General features: G+C 60.9%; 22 protein-coding genes. 15 read left to right on the forward strand and 7 right to left on the reverse strand.

What is annotated here, in order from left to right:
* Window positions 1–166: 166 nt before the first annotated feature.
* The 12 genes from rpoZ (at window position 167) to RHE_RS07120 (ending at window position 10,580) form a co-directional block, all read left to right on the forward strand.
* Window positions 167–571, forward strand: a complete 405-nt coding sequence (gene rpoZ / locus RHE_RS07070) for a DNA-directed RNA polymerase subunit omega (protein ID WP_011424719.1) — start codon at window positions 167–169, stop codon at window positions 569–571.
* Between the two features lie 142 nt (window positions 572–713).
* A complete protein-coding gene (locus RHE_RS07075) occupies window positions 714–2,948 on the forward strand; it encodes a RelA/SpoT family protein (protein ID WP_011424720.1) in 2,235 nt (744 codons plus the stop codon).
* 197 nt (window positions 2,949–3,145) lie between these two features.
* On the forward strand, window positions 3,146–3,295 hold the full coding sequence (locus tag RHE_RS31520; protein ID WP_011424721.1) for a DUF3563 family protein: 150 nt from the start codon (window positions 3,146–3,148) through the stop codon (window positions 3,293–3,295).
* 155 nt (window positions 3,296–3,450) lie between these two features.
* Window positions 3,451–4,041 carry a DUF2062 domain-containing protein gene (locus RHE_RS07080; RefSeq protein ID WP_011424722.1) on the forward strand — a complete coding sequence of 197 codons (591 nt, stop codon included), beginning with the start codon at window positions 3,451–3,453 and terminating at the stop codon, window positions 4,039–4,041.
* A 37-nt stretch (window positions 4,042–4,078) separates the two neighbouring features.
* Complete coding sequence (acpS, locus tag RHE_RS07085; protein WP_011424723.1) at window positions 4,079–4,483, forward strand: holo-ACP synthase; 405 nt, start codon at window positions 4,079–4,081, stop codon at window positions 4,481–4,483.
* 180 nt (window positions 4,484–4,663) lie between these two features.
* Window positions 4,664–5,407, forward strand: a complete 744-nt coding sequence (gene lepB / locus RHE_RS07090; protein ID WP_011424724.1) for a signal peptidase I — start codon at window positions 4,664–4,666, stop codon at window positions 5,405–5,407.
* Window positions 5,404–6,123, forward strand: a complete 720-nt coding sequence (gene rnc, locus RHE_RS07095; RefSeq protein ID WP_011424725.1) for a ribonuclease III — start codon at window positions 5,404–5,406, stop codon at window positions 6,121–6,123. The genes lepB and rnc overlap by 4 nt, the downstream gene beginning before the upstream one ends.
* A 7-nt stretch (window positions 6,124–6,130) precedes the next feature.
* The gene (era, locus tag RHE_RS07100) at window positions 6,131–7,072 is read left to right on the forward strand and encodes a GTPase Era (protein ID WP_011424726.1); all 942 of its coding nucleotides are present in this window, start codon (window positions 6,131–6,133) and stop codon (window positions 7,070–7,072) included.
* A 150-nt stretch (window positions 7,073–7,222) separates the two neighbouring features.
* On the forward strand, window positions 7,223–7,975 hold the full coding sequence (locus RHE_RS07105) for a Crp/Fnr family transcriptional regulator (RefSeq protein WP_011424727.1): 753 nt from the start codon (window positions 7,223–7,225) through the stop codon (window positions 7,973–7,975).
* Window positions 7,976–8,077: 102 nt separating this feature from the next.
* Entirely contained in the window at window positions 8,078–8,563 is a 486-nt protein-coding gene (locus tag RHE_RS07110) for a response regulator (protein WP_042118173.1), read from the forward strand.
* A 149-nt stretch (window positions 8,564–8,712) separates the two neighbouring features.
* Window positions 8,713–9,483, forward strand: coding sequence for a DNA repair protein RecO (recO, locus tag RHE_RS07115; protein WP_011424729.1), 771 nt, complete (start codon window positions 8,713–8,715; stop codon window positions 9,481–9,483).
* Between the two features lie 101 nt (window positions 9,484–9,584).
* A complete protein-coding gene (locus tag RHE_RS07120; RefSeq protein WP_011424730.1) occupies window positions 9,585–10,580 on the forward strand; it encodes an aldo/keto reductase in 996 nt (331 codons plus the stop codon).
* 174 nt (window positions 10,581–10,754) lie between these two features.
* Here RHE_RS07120 and RHE_RS07125 read toward each other — a convergent pair whose 3' ends face one another.
* The 3 genes from RHE_RS07125 to RHE_RS07135 form a co-directional block, all read right to left on the reverse strand.
* Window positions 10,755–11,612 carry an MOSC domain-containing protein gene (locus RHE_RS07125; RefSeq protein WP_011424731.1) on the reverse strand — a complete coding sequence of 286 codons (858 nt, stop codon included), beginning with the start codon at window positions 11,610–11,612 and terminating at the stop codon, window positions 10,755–10,757.
* Between the two features lie 10 nt (window positions 11,613–11,622).
* Window positions 11,623–12,267, reverse strand: coding sequence for an HD domain-containing protein (locus RHE_RS07130; RefSeq protein ID WP_011424732.1), 645 nt, complete (start codon window positions 12,265–12,267; stop codon window positions 11,623–11,625).
* A 146-nt stretch (window positions 12,268–12,413) separates the two neighbouring features.
* Window positions 12,414–14,318, reverse strand: coding sequence for a putative bifunctional diguanylate cyclase/phosphodiesterase (locus tag RHE_RS07135; RefSeq protein WP_011424733.1), 1,905 nt, complete (start codon window positions 14,316–14,318; stop codon window positions 12,414–12,416).
* Window positions 14,319–14,329: 11 nt separating this feature from the next.
* On the opposite strand from RHE_RS07135, the gene RHE_RS33465 reads away from it, so the two are divergent.
* The 3 genes from RHE_RS33465 (at window position 14,330) to RHE_RS07145 (ending at window position 15,720) form a co-directional block, all read left to right on the forward strand.
* On the forward strand, window positions 14,330–14,548 hold the full coding sequence (locus RHE_RS33465) for a hypothetical protein (protein ID WP_157700399.1): 219 nt from the start codon (window positions 14,330–14,332) through the stop codon (window positions 14,546–14,548).
* Between the two features lie 191 nt (window positions 14,549–14,739).
* On the forward strand, window positions 14,740–15,081 hold the full coding sequence (locus RHE_RS07140; RefSeq protein ID WP_011424734.1) for a hypothetical protein: 342 nt from the start codon (window positions 14,740–14,742) through the stop codon (window positions 15,079–15,081).
* A 123-nt stretch (window positions 15,082–15,204) separates the two neighbouring features.
* Window positions 15,205–15,720 (forward strand): superoxide dismutase family protein, encoded by a 516-nt coding sequence (locus tag RHE_RS07145; protein WP_011424735.1) that lies wholly within the window; start codon window positions 15,205–15,207, stop codon window positions 15,718–15,720.
* A gap of 27 nt (window positions 15,721–15,747) precedes the next feature.
* Here the strand turns inward: RHE_RS07145 and RHE_RS07150 are convergent, their stop codons facing one another.
* Genes RHE_RS07150 through ygfZ form a run of 4 tightly spaced genes read right to left on the reverse strand, consistent with a single transcriptional unit; the run spans window position 15,748 to window position 18,663 of the window.
* Entirely contained in the window at window positions 15,748–16,629 is an 882-nt protein-coding gene (locus tag RHE_RS07150) for a mechanosensitive ion channel family protein (RefSeq protein ID WP_011424736.1), read from the reverse strand.
* Window positions 16,630–16,688: 59 nt separating this feature from the next.
* Window positions 16,689–17,219, reverse strand: coding sequence for a tyrosine phosphatase family protein (locus RHE_RS07155; protein ID WP_011424737.1), 531 nt, complete (start codon window positions 17,217–17,219; stop codon window positions 16,689–16,691).
* Window positions 17,216–17,788 carry an HD domain-containing protein gene (locus tag RHE_RS07160; protein WP_011424738.1) on the reverse strand — a complete coding sequence of 191 codons (573 nt, stop codon included), beginning with the start codon at window positions 17,786–17,788 and terminating at the stop codon, window positions 17,216–17,218. Before RHE_RS07160 ends, RHE_RS07155 begins: the two co-directional genes overlap by 4 nt.
* Window positions 17,789–17,817: 29 nt before the next feature.
* Window positions 17,818–18,663 (reverse strand): CAF17-like 4Fe-4S cluster assembly/insertion protein YgfZ, encoded by an 846-nt coding sequence (gene ygfZ, locus RHE_RS07165; protein WP_011424739.1) that lies wholly within the window; start codon window positions 18,661–18,663, stop codon window positions 17,818–17,820.
* Window positions 18,664–18,693: the final 30 nt, after the last annotated feature.

Below are 18,693 nucleotides of genomic sequence, written 5' to 3' on the forward strand. Positions count from 1 at the left end.
TTCCGCATATTCCAAGCAACCTTTGGTGGAATTGTCGCATTCTCCATGGAAATTTAGCTCGGCGCCGGATAAAGACGAGGGGAGTCGGAACGAAAAACTTGTATTTGCCCGGTTTTAATTGTATCGGGCGTGCTAATCCCGAAATGACGACCGTAAAGGACAGGCAATGGCCCGTGTCACAGTTGAAGATTGCATCGACAAGGTGGAGAACCGCTTCGAGCTGGTTCTGCTCGCCAGCCACCGCGCCCGGCTGATTTCCCAGGGCGCCTCGATCACCATCGATCGCGACAACGACAAGAATCCTGTCGTGGCGCTGCGCGAAATCGCCGACGAGACGCTTTCGCCCGATGACCTCAAGGAAGATCTGATCCATTCGCTGCAGAAACATGTCGAAGTCGACGAGCCCGAGCCCGATCCCGCCAGCATGATCGCCGCCGGTGGCGCTGCTGCCGCCGACAGCGAGGAGCAGGATGACCTGCCGGAGACGATCACTTTCGACCAGATGTCGGAAGAAGAGCTGCTTGCCGGTATCGAGGGCCTCGTGCCGCCGGAAAAGAGCGACGATTATTAAGCGCGTCGACCGGACCTGATCCGGAAAAGAGCGACGATTACCAATCGTCAATCTTGCGCCTTTATTGCTTAGGCATATTATTGCCCATGTGTGCGCCAATCGTTGATTGGCGCGCTTTTATTTTTGTCGGAGTGGCTTTGGAATGATGCGGCAGTACGAGCTCGTGGAGCGGGTTCAGCAATACAAGCCCGATGCCAATGAAGCACTGCTGAACAAGGCCTATGTTTACGCCATGCAGAAACATGGCCAGCAGAAACGCGCGAGCGGCGACCCGTATATTTCCCATCCGCTCGAGGTCGCCGCCATCCTGACCGATATGCATCTCGATGAATCGACGATCGCGGTTGCCCTTCTGCACGATACGATCGAGGATACGACGGCGACGCGCGCCGAAATCGACGAACTCTTTGGTGAGGATATCGGCCGCCTGGTCGAGGGGCTGACGAAGATAAAGAAGCTCGATCTCGTCACCAAGAAGGCCAAGCAGGCGGAGAACCTGCGCAAGCTGCTGCTCGCCATATCAGATGACGTGCGGGTGCTGCTCGTCAAGCTCGCCGACCGCCTGCACAATATGCGTACCCTCGATCACATGTCGGCCGATAAGCGTGCCCGCATCTCCGAGGAGACGATGGAAATCTATGCGCCGCTCGCCGGCCGCATGGGCATGCAGGACATGCGCGAGGAACTCGAGGAGCTTTCCTTCCGGCACATGAACCCGGAGGCCTACGAGACCGTCACGAAAAGGCTGGAAGAGCTCTCCAAGCGCAACGAAGGCATCGTTAAGAAGATCGAGGCCGAATTGCGCGACCTGCTGGTCGCAAGCGGCCTGACGAGCGCCTATGTCAAGGGCCGGCAGAAGAAGCCCTATTCGGTCTTTCGCAAGATGCAGTCGAAGTCGCTTTCCTTCGAACAGCTTTCCGATGTCTACGGCTTCCGTCTGATCGTCGAGGACATCCCGTCCTGTTACCGGGCGCTCGGCATCGTCCACACGCGCTGGCGCGTGGTGCCCGGCCGGTTCAAGGATTATATCTCGACGCCGAAGCAGAACGATTACCGTTCGCTCCACACCACCATCGTCGGCCCCTCCAGCCAGCGCATCGAGCTGCAGATCCGCACGAAGCGCATGCACGAAATCGCCGAGTTCGGCATCGCCGCCCACACGCTCTACAAGGACGGCGCCACCAATGCCGATGGCGACATTCTTTCGCGCGAATCCAATGCCTATTCCTGGCTGCGCCATACGATCGAGGCGCTCGCTGAAGGTGACAGCCCTGAGGAATTCCTTGAGCACACCAAGCTCGAACTCTTCCAGGATCAGGTCTTCTGCTTCACGCCGAAGGGCAAGCTGATTGCCCTGCCGCGTGGTGCCACCCCGATCGATTTCGCCTATGCGGTGCACACCAATATCGGCGACACGACGGTGGGCGCCAAGATCAACGGCCGCATCATGCCGCTGGTGACGCGGCTGGCAAATGGCGACGAGGTCGAGATCATCCGCTCCGGCGTGCAGGTTCCGCCGGCCGCCTGGGAGGAGATCGTCGTCACCGGCAAGGCGCGAGCGGCCATCCGCCGCGCCACCCGCATGGCGATCCGCAAGCAATATGCCGGCCTCGGCCACCGCATTCTCGAGCGCACCTTCAACCGGGCCGGCAAGATTTTCTCGCGGGAGGCGATGAAGCCGGCACTGCACCGCCTGGGCCAGAAGGATGTCGAGGATGCGATCGCCGCCGTCGGCCGCGGCGAGATGTCGTCACTCGACGTGCTGCGCGCCGTCTATCCTGACCACCAGGACGAGCGTGTCACCGTCAAGCCTTCCGGCGATGATGGCTGGTTCAACGTCCGCAGCGCCGCGGGCATGATCTTCAAGATTCCCGGCAAGGCCAAGGCGGGGGCCGAAGGTGCCCATTCGGAACTCGATGCCGATGTCGATGTCGGCTCGATCCGCGGTCTGTCCGGCAACGTCGACGTCAAGTTCGCCTCGACCGGCGCCGTGCCCGGCGACCGCATCGTCGGCATCATGGATCAGAGCAAGGGCATCACCATCTATCCGATCCAGTCGCCGAGCCTGCAGCGTTTCGACGATCAGCCCGATCGCTGGATCGACGTGCGCTGGGATCTCGACGAGGCCAACAAATCGCGTTTCATGGCACGTATCATGGTGAATGCGTTGAATGAGCCCGGCACGCTTGCCAAGGTCGCCCAGACCGTCGCCGGGCTCGACGTCAATATTCGCATGCTGAATACCGTGCGCGTAGCAGCCGATTTCACCGAGATGATGCTCGAAGTCGAGGTGTGGGACCTGCGGCAACTCAACCAGCTGCTCGCCCAGATGAAGGAACTGGATTGCATCGCCACGGTCCGACGACTCTATGAGTAGGCTTTTGTTAAGCCTGCCATGGGCCTGATCGACAAAAAACGCATATTTTATGATCGGTTTATAATTGTGACGGCGCAGCAATAAGGCAAGGAATGCGCTGAGTGCATAGCTGTGTCCATGTTGCGGCGGTGGTAATTAACCTTTGGCACGACTATCTTCTGGTCATCGAAAACGCAAACAGAAGATGAGACAAGGTAATGTTTGATCCTATCAGGAAAATTGCTCGCGCCTTTCGCGCTCCGACCACACAGGAACGTGAAATTGCCTATCTGAACGGCTCGCTGGATCGTATCGATCTCGAGTTTCGTCAGCGTCAGGTCGATCGCGGTCTGTTCCGCAATCGCTGATACCGCCTTTATACTTGGTCGAGTGAGGGACGTTACGTATAGCGAGCGCCCCTCGGTATGAAGACGCTCCTTTGCAAGAAAGATGAGGGGGGTGTTTCGGGCGGTACCATTTGCCGCTCTTGTCATGGTCCGGTGCACTGCACTAAATAGCGGCCATGTTGTTTCGCCGTCGCAAGCCTGCGGGTTTCAAGGAAAAGATGCGGGAGCTTCTATGGCCCCGAAAAGGTTTCCTTCGCCCGATCCGTTACCTGACAATGCGCATCCTGCGCCTGAGCGCTTCACCGCATGCGGTTGCGGCCGGCGTCGCCGCGGGGGTCTTTGTCTCGTGGACGCCGTTCATTGGCGTGCATTTCGTCATGGCTTTCGTCATCACCTATTTCCTCTCCGGCAATATGGTGGCCGCGGCTCTCGGCTGCGCCGCCTTCGGCAATCCGCTGACCTATCCGTTCATTTGGGGTATCACCTGGGAGATCGGCCATCTGCTGTTGAGCCGTGAGGATCATCTGGCCGGTCAGGCGGTGGATCTCGCCGCGCTCTTTCACAAGCTGAACTTCACCGAATTGTGGAGGCCGGTGCTGGAGCCCATGCTGGTCGGCGCCATTCCGCCGGGAATCATGACCTCCGTTGCGCTCTATGCGCTGACGTTCTACACCGTCAAGGGTTTTCAGGCGCGCCGCCGCGCGCGGCTGATGGAGCGGGCGCGCCTGCGCCTGGCGGGTCCGACCGGCGACATGCCGAGCGTATGAACCGGTGCAGAATTCTTAGGCGACGGAAGGTTCCGGCATGATCATCGGCATTGGCAGCGATCTGATCGACATTCGTCGTGTCGAGAAATCGATCGAGCGCTTCGGCGAGCGCTTCACCCATCGCTGCTTCACCGAGGTCGAGCGCGCCCGTTCCGATCGCCGGGCAAACCGCGCCGCATCCTATGCCAAGCGTTTCGCCGCCAAGGAGGCCTGTTCCAAGGCGCTCGGCACCGGCATAGCCCAGGGCGTCTTCTGGAAGGACATGGGCGTCGTCAACCTGCCGAGCGGCAAGCCGACCATGCAGTTGACCGGTACCGCCGCCGTGCTGCTGGAAGCGATACTGCCCGCGGGCCATAGGGCCGCCATTCATTTGACAATAACCGATGATTATCCCTTGGCGCAGGCCTTCGTGATCATCGAGGCGTTGCCCGAGAGCCCATGATCGCGACTTCGGGAGCGTTTGGCCGCGACCTCGGGAGCGTTTGGCCGCGACCGCGGAGGTGTTTCAACGCGACCTCTCGTCGCTTTTCATGTTGTCGCCATTGCCGCAACCGGCCGAAGCCGCTAGAGAGAACGGCAGAAAGAATTGCGCCTTTACGGCGTCTTGAAGGAATGAGACTGCGTGTCCGAAAAAGTCGATACCAAGCCGAACGCCCTCTGGGAAAATATCAAGGTCATCATTCAGGCGCTGATTTTGGCGATGGTGATTCGAACCGTGCTGTTCCAGCCCTTTACCATTCCGTCCGGTTCAATGATGCCGACGCTGCTCGTCGGCGATTATATCTTCGTCAACAAGTTCGCTTACGGCTATTCGAAATATTCGCTGCCCTTCTCGCCCGATATCTTCAGCGGCCGCATCTTCGGCTCCGATCCGAAGCGCGGCGATATCGTCGTCTTCCGCTTCCCGCCGAATCCCGATGTCGATTACATCAAGCGCTGCGTCGGCCTGCCGGGCGATCATATCCAGGTCACCGATGGCGTTCTTTACGTCAACGGCAAGCCGGTTCCGAAGGTGCCGGATGGCAGTTTTACCTCGGATTACAAGCTCGATCCGGGCGAGGACGTCCCGGTGTTCCGCGAGACGCTCGACAACGGCAAGACCTACGACACGCTCGATAATTCTCCCGTATCGCGCGGCGATAACACCCGCGAATTCATCGTGCCAGAAGGCCATTATTTCATGATGGGCGATAACCGCGACAACTCGGCCGACAGTCGCTTCGAAGTCGGCTTCGTGCCCGCGGAAAACCTTGTCGGTCGCGCCAGCGTCATCTTCTTCTCCCTCGGCAACGACACCTCTTTTCGCGAGGTCTGGAAGTGGCCCACCAATATGCGCTGGGACCGTCTTTTCAAGGTCGTTGAATGAGTAAGGCGCAGACGCTTTCTGCGGCCGACCGCGCAAAGCTCGAAGCCCTGATCGGTCATGACTTCGCCGAGAAGGAACGCCTGGATCGCGCGCTGACTCATGCGAGCGCCCGGACGGAAAAGGGCAGCAATTACGAACGGCTGGAGTTTCTCGGCGACAGGGTCCTCGGGCTCTGCATCGCCGAACTTCTGTTTCGCACCTTCGGCACGGCTGGGGAAGGCGAGCTCTCGGTTCGCCTCAACCAGCTCGTCAGCGCCGAAACCTGCGCTGCAGTCGCCGACGAACTCAACCTTCACCTTTATATCCGCACCGGCGCCGATGTGAAGAAATTGACCGGCAAGCGCATGATGAACGTGCGCGCCGATGTCGTCGAAAGCCTGATCGCCGCGATCTATCTCGATGGCGGTCTTGAAGTCGCCCGCCGCTTCATCCTGCGCTATTGGCAGGGCAGGGCGGTCAGGGCCGATGGCGCTAAACGCGACGCCAAGACCGAGCTGCAGGAATGGTCGCACGCGAAATTCGGCGTCACGCCGATCTACCGGGTTGATGAACGCAGCGGACCGGATCATGATCCGCGCTTCAGGGTGACGGTGGAAGTTGCTGGCATAAAGCCGGAAAGCGGCGTAGAGCGGTCGAAGCGTGCCGCCGAACAGGTCGCCGCGACCAAGATGCTCGAGCGCGAAGGCATTTGGCAGCAATCGCCTGCCGGAAACTGACGGGACAATGACACAAGAAGAAAATATTGCGGCCGAGGCCGCTGCACGAACCAATGGTCCGACGCATTCGGGCTTCGTCGCGCTGATCGGGCCGACCAATGCCGGCAAGTCGACGCTGGTGAACCGCCTCGTCGGCGCCAAGGTCTCGATCGTCAGTCACAAGGTGCAGACGACGCGCGCGATCGTCCGCGGTATTGCGATCCACGACAACGCCCAGATTGTCTTCATGGATACGCCCGGCATCTTCAAGCCGCGCCGGCGGCTCGACCGAGCCATGGTGACCTCGGCCTGGGGCGGCGCCAAGGATGCCGATCTGATCATGCTGCTGATCGACAGCGAACGGGGGCTTCGCGGCGATGCCGAAGCCATCCTCGAAGGCCTCAAGGAAGTCCAGCAGCCGAAGATCCTGGTGCTCAACAAGATCGACCGCGTCAACCGCGAGGATCTGCTGGCGCTGGCCGCAAGCGCCAACGAGAAGATCGCTTTCGATCGCACTTTCATGATCTCGGCCGAAACCGGTTCAGGCTGCGACGACGTCATGGATTATCTGGCAAGCACCCTGCCGGAGGGGCCGTGGTACTATCCGGAAGACCAGATCTCCGATCTTCCCATGCGCCAGCTCGCCGCCGAGATCACGCGCGAAAAGCTGTTCCTGCGCCTGCACCAGGAGCTTCCCTATTCCTCGCATGTCGAAACGGAAAAGTGGGAGGAGCGCAAAGACGGCTCGGTGCGTATCGAGCAGGTAATCTATGTCGAGCGTGATAGCCAGAAGAAGATCGCCCTCGGCAAAGGCGGCGAAACCATCAAGGCGATCTCGACCGCCTCTCGCAAGGAATTGTCGGAAATATTAGAGCAGCCGGTCCATCTTTTCCTTTTCGTCAAGGTTCGCGAAAACTGGGGCGATGACCCCGAGCGGTTCCGCGAAATGGGCCTCGAATTCCCGAAATAGGCCTGGCAAGGATTTCGTTGGGCAAGCGCCAGCCCTTTGTTTCCTTGGAAAAAAACCGGGTTGTTGCGGAACGAATCATTGCCTTGGGGCATTTCCTCGCTCGACGGTGTGCAATGAGGGGCCGCCGGTTGCGCGACCGCGAGGGCAGGCATGACAACGTCGAAACGCACCCACTCTTTCAAGACCCCTTGTGAGCAATGCCCGCTGCGGCCACTGCCGCATTTCAGGGAGTTCAGCCGCGACGAGCTGGAATTCGTCTCCCGTTTCAAGCGCGGCGAGCTTGCCGTCGATGCCGGCTCCACCATTCTCGTGGAAGGCGCCCATAGCGCGCATCTCTTTACCGTGCTTTCCGGTTGGGGCTTCCGCTACAAGATGCTGGAGGACGGCCGCCGCCAGATTCTGAACTACATCATGCCCGGTGACCTGATCGGCCTGCAGGGAACGATTGCCGGCGAAATGCAGCACTCCATCGAAGCGCTGTCACCCGTTTCCCTTTGCGTCTTCGAGCGCGATCGGCTGATGACGCTCTACAACAAACACGCTTCGCTCGCCTTCGACATCACTTGGATCGCCGCGCGCGAAGAGCGGATTTTGGATGAGCATCTCCTCTCCATCGGTCGCCGCACGGCATTGGAAAGAGCGGCCTATCTGATCGCTTTCCTGTATGAGCGCGGCAGGAAACTTGATCTCTTCAACGGCCGCAAGTCCATCCCCATCACTCAACAGCACATCGCCGACACTCTCGGTCTTTCCATCGTTCACACCAACAAGACCCTGAGAAAGCTTGGAGAACGCGGTCTGATCCGCTGGCAGGAACGCGGCTGCGAGGTGCAAAACGGTGAGGAGTTAATGGCGATCGCCGGCTGGGAGGGGCTTGGAGAGGGCAAGCGTCCTTTCATTTAGGCGAAGGCTATATGTCTTTTTTAAATGCAGTTTAGCATTTTGGAAAATAAGGTCGGTCGTCATCTTTCCTCCGATTTTGATTCTTATCGACCGGGCAGAAAAATGGTTTATTCAGAACTGGTGGCGGAATTCACCGATAGCGTGCCATGCGGGGCACCGGAGGGCAATGATGTTGGCGAAAAGGCCGGGGCGCTGCGACAGGCGCCCGACGAGGGGCACGGAATCATGAATGCACTCCGTGTTCTGGTTCTCGAGGACAGTCTGATCATCGCGATGGAGGCGGAGGATATCCTGCGCCTGGCCGGTGTCGACAGCATCGATATTGTCGGCAGTCTCGATCAGGCAAGAGCCGCCATCGCTGCGGAGAAATATGATTTCGCCCTTCTCGACGTCAACCTCGGCGAGGGCATGAGTTTCGGATTTGCCCGCCATCTTCTCGACGCCGGCATCCCCTTCGGTTTCGTCAGCGGCTATTCCGATATACGTGACTTCCCGTGCGACCTTCAGCACATACCGCTGTTGGTGAAGCCGTTCGACGAAAAAGCGATGCGCGAATTCCTGCAGAGGCTTCTGCCGGCTGCGGCATAATGCAGTTCGAGGCGAAAGCGGGATCTGCTCGGCCCGCGCCCGCGGACAAGATGCTATCACTTTGAAACTGCGGGTAATCCTTCGGGAAATCGATTCCGGTTTTCCGAGTTATGCGCTACGATAGGGCAATCGGCCGCAGGGACTTGTTTATGCAGTGGCAGGATCAGGCGATCATTCTGGGCGTCAAACGCCACGGCGAGACGAGCGTCATCGCCGAGGTGATGACGCGTGGTCGCGGCCGTCACCTCGGCCTGGTGCGTTCCGGGCGTTCGCGCGCCATGCGGCCGGTGCTGCAGCCGGGCAATGCCGTCGAGGTCGTCTGGCGCGCCCGACTCGACGAACATCTCGGCGAATTCCGCGTCGAGCCGGTGACGCTGCGCGCCGCCCGTCTGATGGATACGGCGACCGCCGTCTACGGCGTCCAGGCGATGGGCGCTCTTCTGCGGCTGCTGCCGGAGCGCGACCCGCATCCGCACCTCTTCGATGCGCTGGAAGTCATTCTTGATCACCTGCACAATCCGGCTGATGCCGGTGAGCTCTTCGTGCGTTTCGAGCTTGCGGTGCTGAACGATCTAGGCTTCGGTCTCGATCTTGCCGAATGCGCCGCGACGGGCGCCCGTTCAGATCTCGCCTATGTCTCGCCAAAATCAGGACGCGCCGTCAGCCGCAGCGCAGGCGCCCCCTGGGCGGACAAGATGCTGCTTTTGCCGCCCTTCCTCGGCGTCGAGGGCAACCATGCGGCCGACGTCGACAGCCTTGCGGCGGCGTTCCGTCTGACCGGATTCTTTCTGCACCGCCACGTCTACGAGCCGCGTGGCATCGAGGCGGTGGCAGCCCGTGACGGTTTCGTTCAGGCTGCCCTCAAGGCGCTTAATCCAGCCTCGCAGACGCTCTCCAGTCCGAACGGCGTCTCTGCCTGACCTGGTTTTTTACCGCTGCAAAACATCCTCCGGATCTGGCGGTTTACCCGCCTGGGAGGCCTACCTATGTCTTGAAGGTCTGCCAATCACGGAGGAATCTCATGCTCACCAAAACCGCATCACCGACGACGATCACGCTTTGGAACGGCCGCGAAATTCCGCGCCTCGGCATGGGGTGCTGGGCAATCGGAGGCCCTTTCTTCGCCGGCGAGACGCCGCTCGGCTGGGGCGAGGTTGACGACGATGAATCCGTTGAAGCGATCAACCGGGCCATCGCGCTCGGCATCCGCTTCTTCGACACAGCCTCGAACTACGGGGCCGGCCATTCCGAGGAGGTGCTCGGCCGGGCGATCGGCAATCGTGACGATATCATCGTCGCCACCAAATTTGGCTTCGCCACCGATCCGGAAACGAAGCAGGCAATCGGCGCCTTCGCCGATGAGGCGTTCATCCGCCGCTCCGTCGAAACATCGCTTCGCCGTCTGAAGCGCGACCGCCTGGATCTCCTGCAGTTTCACCTCAATGATTTTCCGCTGGAGCAATCGGATGCAGTCTTCGATACGCTGGAGGCGCTGCGTGCCGAAGGCAAGATCGACGCGTTCGGCTGGAGCACCGATTTTCCCGATCGCGCCGCCCGCCATGCCGGGCGCGCCGGCTTTGTCTCGGTCCAGCATACGATGAACGTCTTCGAGCCGGTGCCGGAGATGATCGCCGTGGTCGAGCAGAAAGGCCTGATCTCCATTAATCGCGGTCCGCTGGCCATGGGGCTCCTGACCGGCAAGTTCACCGCCGACAAGGCAGTGGGCGCCAAGGATGTCCGCGGCGCGGCACTCTCCTGGATGGTCTATTTCAAGGACGGGCGTATGGCTCCGGAATTTGCCGCAAGGCTCGACGCCGTCCGCGATCTCCTGACGTCAGGCGGCCGCACGCTGACGCAGGGGGCGCTCGCCTGGCTCTGGGCAAGGTCGCCGCGCACCTTCCCCATTCCGGGCTTCCGCACCGTCGCCCAGGTGGAGGAAAATGCCGGCGCACTGGAGAAAGGGCCGCTATCGGCCGATGTTATGGCGGGGATTGATGCCGCGCTGGGGCATCCGTGAGTGGGGACTTTCCCCACGCTCCCTCATTCCTGTGCTCGTCACAGGAATCCGGCCACCGCGCGTCTGCGCGGTGAATGACCCAATGCGAGTTTGAAGAAGACTCTCCCGCGTCCAAGGACTTGGGCGCACTGGATTCCTCTGACAGGCACAGGAATGAGGGAGGATGTGGCGGCCCTACCGCCGGTCACGAATTTTCAACGCCCAGCCCTCCGGCCGCTCTTCAACGATCTTGATGGCGTCGCCGATCGTGATCCTGCCGCTGCCGCGCGGCGTGACGTTCCAGCCGAACAGCGGGCCGGGCACGCGGCGGTCGGCCGACATGCGGATGCGGCCCATGGCCGGCATCGGGTTTGCCACTTCGCGTGACCCGGTTAACTGGTCCTGCGTCGTCATGATGCAGCGCGAGCAGGGTTTGACGAGATCGAAGCGGATGCCCGCGATTTCGATTGCCGCCCAGCGATCTTCTGGCCAGGCCTCGTCGGTGTCGATGACGATGTTCGGTCGGAAGCGCTCCATGCCGACGCTGCCTTCGCCATGGGCGGCGAGATCGGCGTTCAGCGCCTGTAGCGAACCGGTCGTCGTCACCAGGATCTGATAGCCGTCGGTAAAGCTCACGGGCGTGCCTTCGCCGGCCCATTCGGCGTTCGCCGTCCGCTGTGCCTGTCCGTCGAAAAACACCAGCCGCACCTCGCGGCCGAGCCATTCGGAAAGCTGACGGTTGCTCTCTGCATCGGCGACGGCGGCGCTGACGGTCGATTTCCACACGCTCACATCCATGCGGCTTTCAGGCCGGGGCGGCGACACCGATATCTCAGGCTTGCCCTGCATCAGCAGTCGAAAGGCGCCGGCCTCCGGCCGTATTTCGATGCGCGCGAGGTCCGGCAGTTCGCGCTGGGTGATGAAATGGCCTTGCGGGTCGGTGATCATCGCCCGCCGGTCGCCGGAAAGCCCATAGGTGTCAATATCGGCGGCGGGCAGCGCAATGGCGCGAGCGCTCTTGAGCGGGTAGATGAAGAGGTCGCTGACACGCATGCCATTCTCCCTAAATTTCGTCCATGAATGCCGCGAGAAAATCGCGCAGGCTCCTGTCCCGCGCGGCCGCAATCCGGCGGCCGGTCTCGGTCTGGAATCCCTCCGCCAGTTTGAACAGCTTCGTCTGGAAGTGATCAATGGCATAACGCTTGTCGTCGAGCGCACGGTTCGCTGCCGCAGGGTCGAACGGATCGTAGAGCCCTGATCCCATTCGCCCGCCGATATAGAAGCAGCGTGCGACGCCGACCATGCCGATCGCGTCCAGTCGGTCGGCATCCTGCAGGATCTTCGCCTCGAGCGTCTGTGGCGCCACCCCAGCGGAAAAACTATGAGCGGTGATGGCGTGGGCGGCGGCTTCGATATGCGCTTCGCTCCAGCCGAGTTCGGAAAGGATCACCGAAGCCTTTTCCGCCGCCAAGGCCGACGCTTTTGCCCGCAACGGCGAATTCTTCTCGACGGCGACGCAGTCGTGCAGCAGCACGGCGGCGGCAAGGATCCGTCCATCTCCGCCTTCTCCCGCATGGATGCGCATGGCGTTCCTGAAGACACGCAGGATATGGGCAAGATCGTGTGAACCGTCGTCGCCCTCGGCCGCGTGTGCGACCAGCGCCGCTGCGAGCGTTTCATGAGGGGAGAAGGTTTCGGCCTCGAACATTGCGCCACCTCTTGTCGGAAGAAAAAACGTCGAAGAGCGCCGGCCGAAAGCGAAGGGAGCTTCACAGGAAGCGACGCCGCTACGAAACTCGAGGATCTCGAAGCCGGCTTGTAGCGGCTTAACGTGCGAGTCGCAATCGAGGGAGGTCAGCGCTCGAGCGTCGGAGAAGCTGTCGCGCCGCCGCTCTTCGGCGGCAGGCAGAGAAGATGAGGCACATCACGGACCGGTCGCGGTGGACTGATGTGATAGCCCTGGATCTCGTCGCATTCCTCGCATTCGAGCAGCGCCAACTGGGCGGCCGTCTCGACGCCTTCGACAGTGACGCGCATGCCGAGCGCATCACCGAGCAGGATGATTGCGCGCATGATCGCATACGCTTCCTTATTGTCGACGATGTCGTTGACGAAGGATTTGTCGATCTTGATCTTGTCGAAGGGGAAGCTCGAGAGATAGCTCAGAGAGGAGTATCCGGTTCCGAAATCGTCCATCGAGACGTGGATACCGCGGTCCTTCAGGGCGTGCAGGATCGGGAGCACTTCGTTGAGGTTCTCCATCAGCACGCTCTCGGTAATTTCCAGTTCGAGCCTCGATGGCGACAGCCCGGCGGCGGCAAGCGCTTCGCTGACGTCCTGCGTCAGATCGCTGCCGCTGAACTGGATCGCCGAAACATTGACCGCCACCTTGATGTTCTCCGGCCATTGGGCCGCATCCCGGCAGGCCCGGCGCAAAACCCAGCGGCCGATATCGACGATCAGGCCGACCTCCTCTGCAAGCGGAATGAAATCCATCGGCGGCACGCGGCCCCGGACCGGATGGTTCCAGCGGATCAATGCTTCGAAACCGCAAATCCGCCGCTCGGCAAGATCGTAGAGCGGCTGGTAATGCAGATGGAATTCCTCGTTCTCGACGGCGGCCCGAAGATCTGCCTCCAGCGCATGGCGCAACTGCATCTGCGCTTCCATCTCGCCGGTGAAGAAGCGCTCGCGCTTGCGTCCGTCCGCCTTGGCATGCGACAGCGCCACGCCGGCATTTTTCAGCAGGATATCGGTTTCCCCGCCGTTCTCGGGAGCGATCGCAATACCCATGGAGACGCTGAGCGTCACCTGTTTCTCGCCGTTCAGGAACGGCTCGGAAAGCTCGCTGCGGATCTGGTCGGCCAGTGCCGTCACGGTTCTCGGCTGCTGCTTGCCGGTCTGCAGGATGGCGAACTCGTCCGAACCAAGGCGTGCCAGTATGTTTTCCGACCCGGCCGAGGCTCGGATCCGCTCCGCGACCTGCTGCAGGATCTTGTCGCCGACCGACACGCCGATCGTGTTGTTGATCGATTTGAACCGGTCGAGATTGAGGTGGACGAGGGCGATCTGCTCGTGCGGCTTGCGCTGGGCGAGTCTCGTATCGACCTGCTCGCGGAAATACATCCGATTGGGAAGTCCGGTCAGGGGATCGTGATGGGCGAGATAGCTGATGCGCTCGGCCGCCTTTCGATCCTCTGTGATATCGGCATGAATGGCGATGCTGCTACCGTCGGAGAGGATGGTCACCACGCTTTGGATGATGCGGCCATCATGCATCAGCCATTCGCGCCGACGGATGCTGCTGCTTCCTGTCTTGGCGAGAGAAGGTCGTGCTGTCTGCCGGACGGGTTTGGAGGCAGTGCGTTCGTTGCCGCGCATTTTGCCGATGAGTTCGGCGATCGTCGCGCCCGCAGCGACGTCTTCCGGTGTCAGGCCGAAGAGCTGAGGAAAGCGGAGATTGTAAAGCGTCAGCCGCTGGCCGGCGTCAAAGACGCTGAGGCCGAGCGGCAGGTTGTTCAGGACGATCTCGAAGAGTCTTTTCTGTCCGTCGAACGCTTGGTTGAGGGCCGACATATTCCCTTTCAACGCCTGGTTTTCCCTCTGAAGGGTTTCCGCACTTCTCTCGATTATATCATAGTCGCTTTCATGGCCGCGATAGGTTGCGATCACCAGCTCCATCAGACGCTGCGCGTCGATTGATCCGTCGGCCATGACAGCCTCTGTACATTGCCGCCAGAAGAGAGCTTCAGCCTTCATGGGAAAGCATCTTGTCTGACGGCAATAGCAAAAGCCGTCCGCCTCTGATGGACGTACCTCAAAATATCCGACATGAAAACCTTCCAAGAGAAACCATTGAAATCGATTTTTATAGTGACGTACGGGTAATGCCTAACGACTATTTTGGAGCGGGCGGATTAATATTCGGTTGCGGTGCAGCAGAGGTGCACGTCGTCAGGCAGGTTGCTTTCTCTATTGAAAACTACTGAAATACCGGGTCGGGCAACGGCGGAAGGCGGGTCTGAGCGCATTCCGTTAATTTCTGTCAACCATTGTTAATGAGAAGTTAACAACTAATTGACGCACTGCGCAAATCAGTTTAACCACCGAGTCAACAGTTCTTTCCCACCTCGTATTGCGTGCAAACACCACCGGCAAAAGGCGGTGAATGGAGGTTTGTATGACCCGCACCACATCCGTTTCCGACACGTCATATGCGTATCTTGCGACGCTTTCGCGGCTTGATCTCAACGGCGACGGCGTGTTGAGCCGCGGCGAACGTGCCGCCGATGAGAAGCCAGGCATCATCAAGGAACTCCTGGAGGAAGACATGGGCAGCGAGACTCAGCCCAAATTTTCCGGCAGTCTGATTGCGCTGATGATGGATACCCGCGATAGCGGCACGACAAGTAGAATTGCCGTGCCCTATCCGCTGCAGCAGACCGCACCTGCGACCGACAATCAGTCCGACGATCTCTACCGCAAGACCTACGGCCAGTTCGATTTCGACGCCGTCGCCTGACGATGTCATCGTTCCCGTGATCTGAAGCCGGCCCTTTGGCCGGCTTTTCTCTTTGGAGCTCCGCAGAGGAACAGCTTTCGGGCCAAGACGTTCAGAAGGACAACCGGACGGAAGGAGATCTCCATGAAAGCCATTCACATCACCGCCGCCCTGAGCCTGCTGGCTCTTGCCTTGCCGGCAAGCGCCCAGAACAAGCAGACGGCGGTCGCCAATTTCGTCGGCAAGGACGGCAAGGAAAACGGTCGGGCCCAAATGACGGCTGCCGCCAATGGCGGCGTCCTGATCGAAGTGGAGATATCGGAGTTGCCGGCCAATAAATGGGTGGCCTTTCATGTTCATGAAACCGGCCGCTGTGACGCGGCGACCCATTACGAGTCGGCAGGTGGCCATTTCAACCCGGACTCGGCCGAGCATGGCATCCTTGCCGCCAAGGGGCCGCATGCTGGCGACATGCCCAACCAGTATGTTGGACAGGACGGTGTGCTCAGAGCCCAGATCTTCGATGGCATGGTCACGCTCGACGGAAAGAAAGATGGCATTCGCGGCCGCACATTGATGGTGCACGCCAATTCGGATGATTATCGCAGCCAGCCTTCCGGTGACGCCGGGGAGAGACTTGCCTGCGGAGTGGTCCAATAGGTCGACGATCGGCCGCGCTGCATTCTTTCACTGCCTGGTCGGCTTTTCCCTCGCGGTCCCGTTGGACCTTCCTCCCAGGGTGGAATTTCCACCGTCCCGCACAGCGGCTGGATCGCCCTTTTCGTCGAAGGCAAGTTTTACTCGCTTCACCATGTCGCGGCTGACCTGCCACCAGTCACCGGTCTTTGCCCAGTAGCGCAACGTTAGCGATATCGTGCTGTCACCGAGGGTGTCGATGAAAACGCTGGGTGCCGGTGACTGCAGCACCCTTGGGTTGCCTTTGGCAATACCCATCAAGGTCTCCATCGACAGATCGAGGTCATCCTCACGAGAAATGCTGATTTTCAGGTCGTTCTGCCGCGTAGGTTCACGGCTGAAGTTGGTGATCGGCGTGTTCCACAGCGTTGAATTTGGCGCCAGTCGATAAAGCCCGTCGCCGGTTCTGAGTTCTGTCGCAAACAATCCGACCTCGCGCACCGTGCCGGCCACGCTGCTGGTTTCGATATATTCGCCGACCCGGAACGGCCTGAGGATCAGGAGCATGATACCGGCCGCGATATTCTGCAGTGTCCCTTGCAGCGCCAGCCCAATCGCCAGGCCGGCTGCGCCGAGGGCGGCGATGATCGAGGCGGTCTGGACGCCGAATTGGCCGAGCACGGTGATGAACACCAGAATCAGCAGCGCATAACGCACCACATTGGTGAAGAAACGCGCCAGTGTCTCGTCGATGCCATGGATGCGCGACAGGCCCTCATAGGCCCAGCGGCTGACAAAGCCGGCCAGCGTCCAGCCGATGACGAGCAGGATCAAAGCGCCGAGGACGGAGAAGGAATATTGGACTGCAAGAGCGCTTGCCTGGCTGAGTGCCGTGCGGGTGGCGAGGAGGACGTCGGCTGCTTGTTGTTCCATGATCAGGCCTTGAGAATTGTGCGTAGGTCGAGGCCAAGATGGAGCAGACGGCAGCAGCGTCAACCGCAGGCGTCGTCGCGGACCGCAAGCAGGAAGGGCGCATTGCCGTCGGCATCGGCGCCGCGCCCGATTGCCTTTACGGCCGCAGCCAGCCGACCGCCGCGGCCAAGCAATGTGTCGCCGATCTCGATCAGCAGCGCGTTCGGCGTCGCGAAAGGCGAGGCGGCGCGCAACCGACGGGCAAGTCCTTCCTCGTCCTGATCCGGCGCGATGGATAGCGCCGCGATGAGTGCCGCGGCCGGCGATCGCGACACGCCCATCCAGCAATGGATGAGCAGCGGCGTCTCCTGCCGCCACGATCCGGCAAACTCGATGATCGCCTGCACATGCGTTTCGTCAGGCGCCACGAGACCACCCGTGCCCTTGAACGCGATGTCGTTCATCGAAAGCGTCAGGTGACGGTCGGGCGCGATCACGCCCGGCCGGTGAAAGCTCTGTTCTTTGGCGATCAGGCTGATCATGTCACGGGCCTTGTGGCGCACCGCCATTTCGGCGATACGCGAGAGCGGCGAGACGACGATGAAGCTCACGATACCATTCCTCGGTCGGTTTCGATCGCCGCAAAGCGCTCGCAGAACAACCGCTGTGCTTCCAGCGCCGGCAAAGGTTCGATCATCAGCATCTCCTTGCTGATGCCGCGCGGCTGGCCGAAGAATTTCTGCGCCTCGGCGGGCGTGAAGCCGGCAAGTACCGTCGCCTCGAAATAGGCAGCGATCGTGTCGGCCTTCTTGATCCGGTCCTTGAGCTCGCGCGATGGGTGAGGCGGCAGGCCGAAGCGCAGGTGCACGGCCGCCTCCAGCCGCATTTCCACCGCCTTATAGCCGCCGCCGACCACCGATTTGAACGGCGAGATCATGTCGCCGATCACATATTCAGGCGCGTCATGGAGCAGCGCCATCAGGCATTCCTCCGGCCGCGCATTGTTGAAACGGCGGAAAATTTCTTCGACGACGAGGCTGTGCTGCGCCACCGAAAAGGCATGATCGCCCGATGTCTGGCCGTTCCAGCGTGCCACGCGCGCGAGACCATGGGCGATATCGACGAGTTCGATATCGAGCGGCGAGGGGTCGAGCAGGTCGAGCCTGCGCCCGGAAAGCATGCGTTGCCAGGCACGCGGAGCTTTGGCAGTCACGTGCTGGCCTCGTCGGCGCTGGCGGGAAAGACAAGGCCGGACCATGGCGGCAGGGCGAGAGAAACCGGCGTTTGACCGGCCAGCAGCGGCGTGCCTTCCGCCATCGCGGCACCCGCGCGGTCGATTCGCACGATCGCAAGCCCACTGCCGCCCTCGACTGAACCGAGTGCCCCCACAGGCTTGCCGGCGGCCGTGATCTCCGTGCCCGCTTGAGGCAAGGCCGTTGCGGCGGACACGGTGACAACGCGCCGGCGCGCCGTGCCGCGGTGCTGCATGCGCGAGACGACCTCTTGGCCGACATAGCAGCCTTTCTTGAACGATAGGCCGCCGTTCAGATCCATCAGCACGTCGTGCGGGAAGGCATCCTGCAAGGAGAAGTCCGATCCCGAGGTGACGATACCGTGGCGGATGCGCAAGCTATCGTAGAGTGACGGCGCGTCCTCGCCATGCCTTCCTGCCCGGCGGCGCAGCGGGACACCCGCCTTGGCGAAGCGGCTGTCTCGGGCACCCCCGATGCGATCGGCATCCTCGCCCCAGCAAACGGTAATGCCATTCTCAGGCTGGGTCGTAAGTGTGACGGCGGCCCGCAGCCTGTACATCGTCAGCCGCTTCAGCAGCGCGTCGCGCTGGCCGGCATCCGTTTCGAGCAGGTAGCCGTCGCCGTCCTGCCAAACCATGAAGTCGAACAGGATCTTGCCCTGCGGCGTCAACAGTGCCCCCGGACGAGCCTCGTCGGGCGCCAGCGAAACGATATCGGTGGTGATCAGGTTCTGCAGGAAGGATTGGGCGTCCGCGCCGCCGACGGAGAGCAGTGAGCGGTCTTTCAGGAATACGGCTGGCATGGCGGAACCTGTCGCGTTGGTCGTCGCTCA

It is taken from the genome of Rhizobium etli CFN 42, from assembly GCF_000092045.1.
In the GTDB taxonomy this organism is placed as follows: Bacteria; Pseudomonadota; Alphaproteobacteria; order Rhizobiales; family Rhizobiaceae; genus Rhizobium; species Rhizobium etli.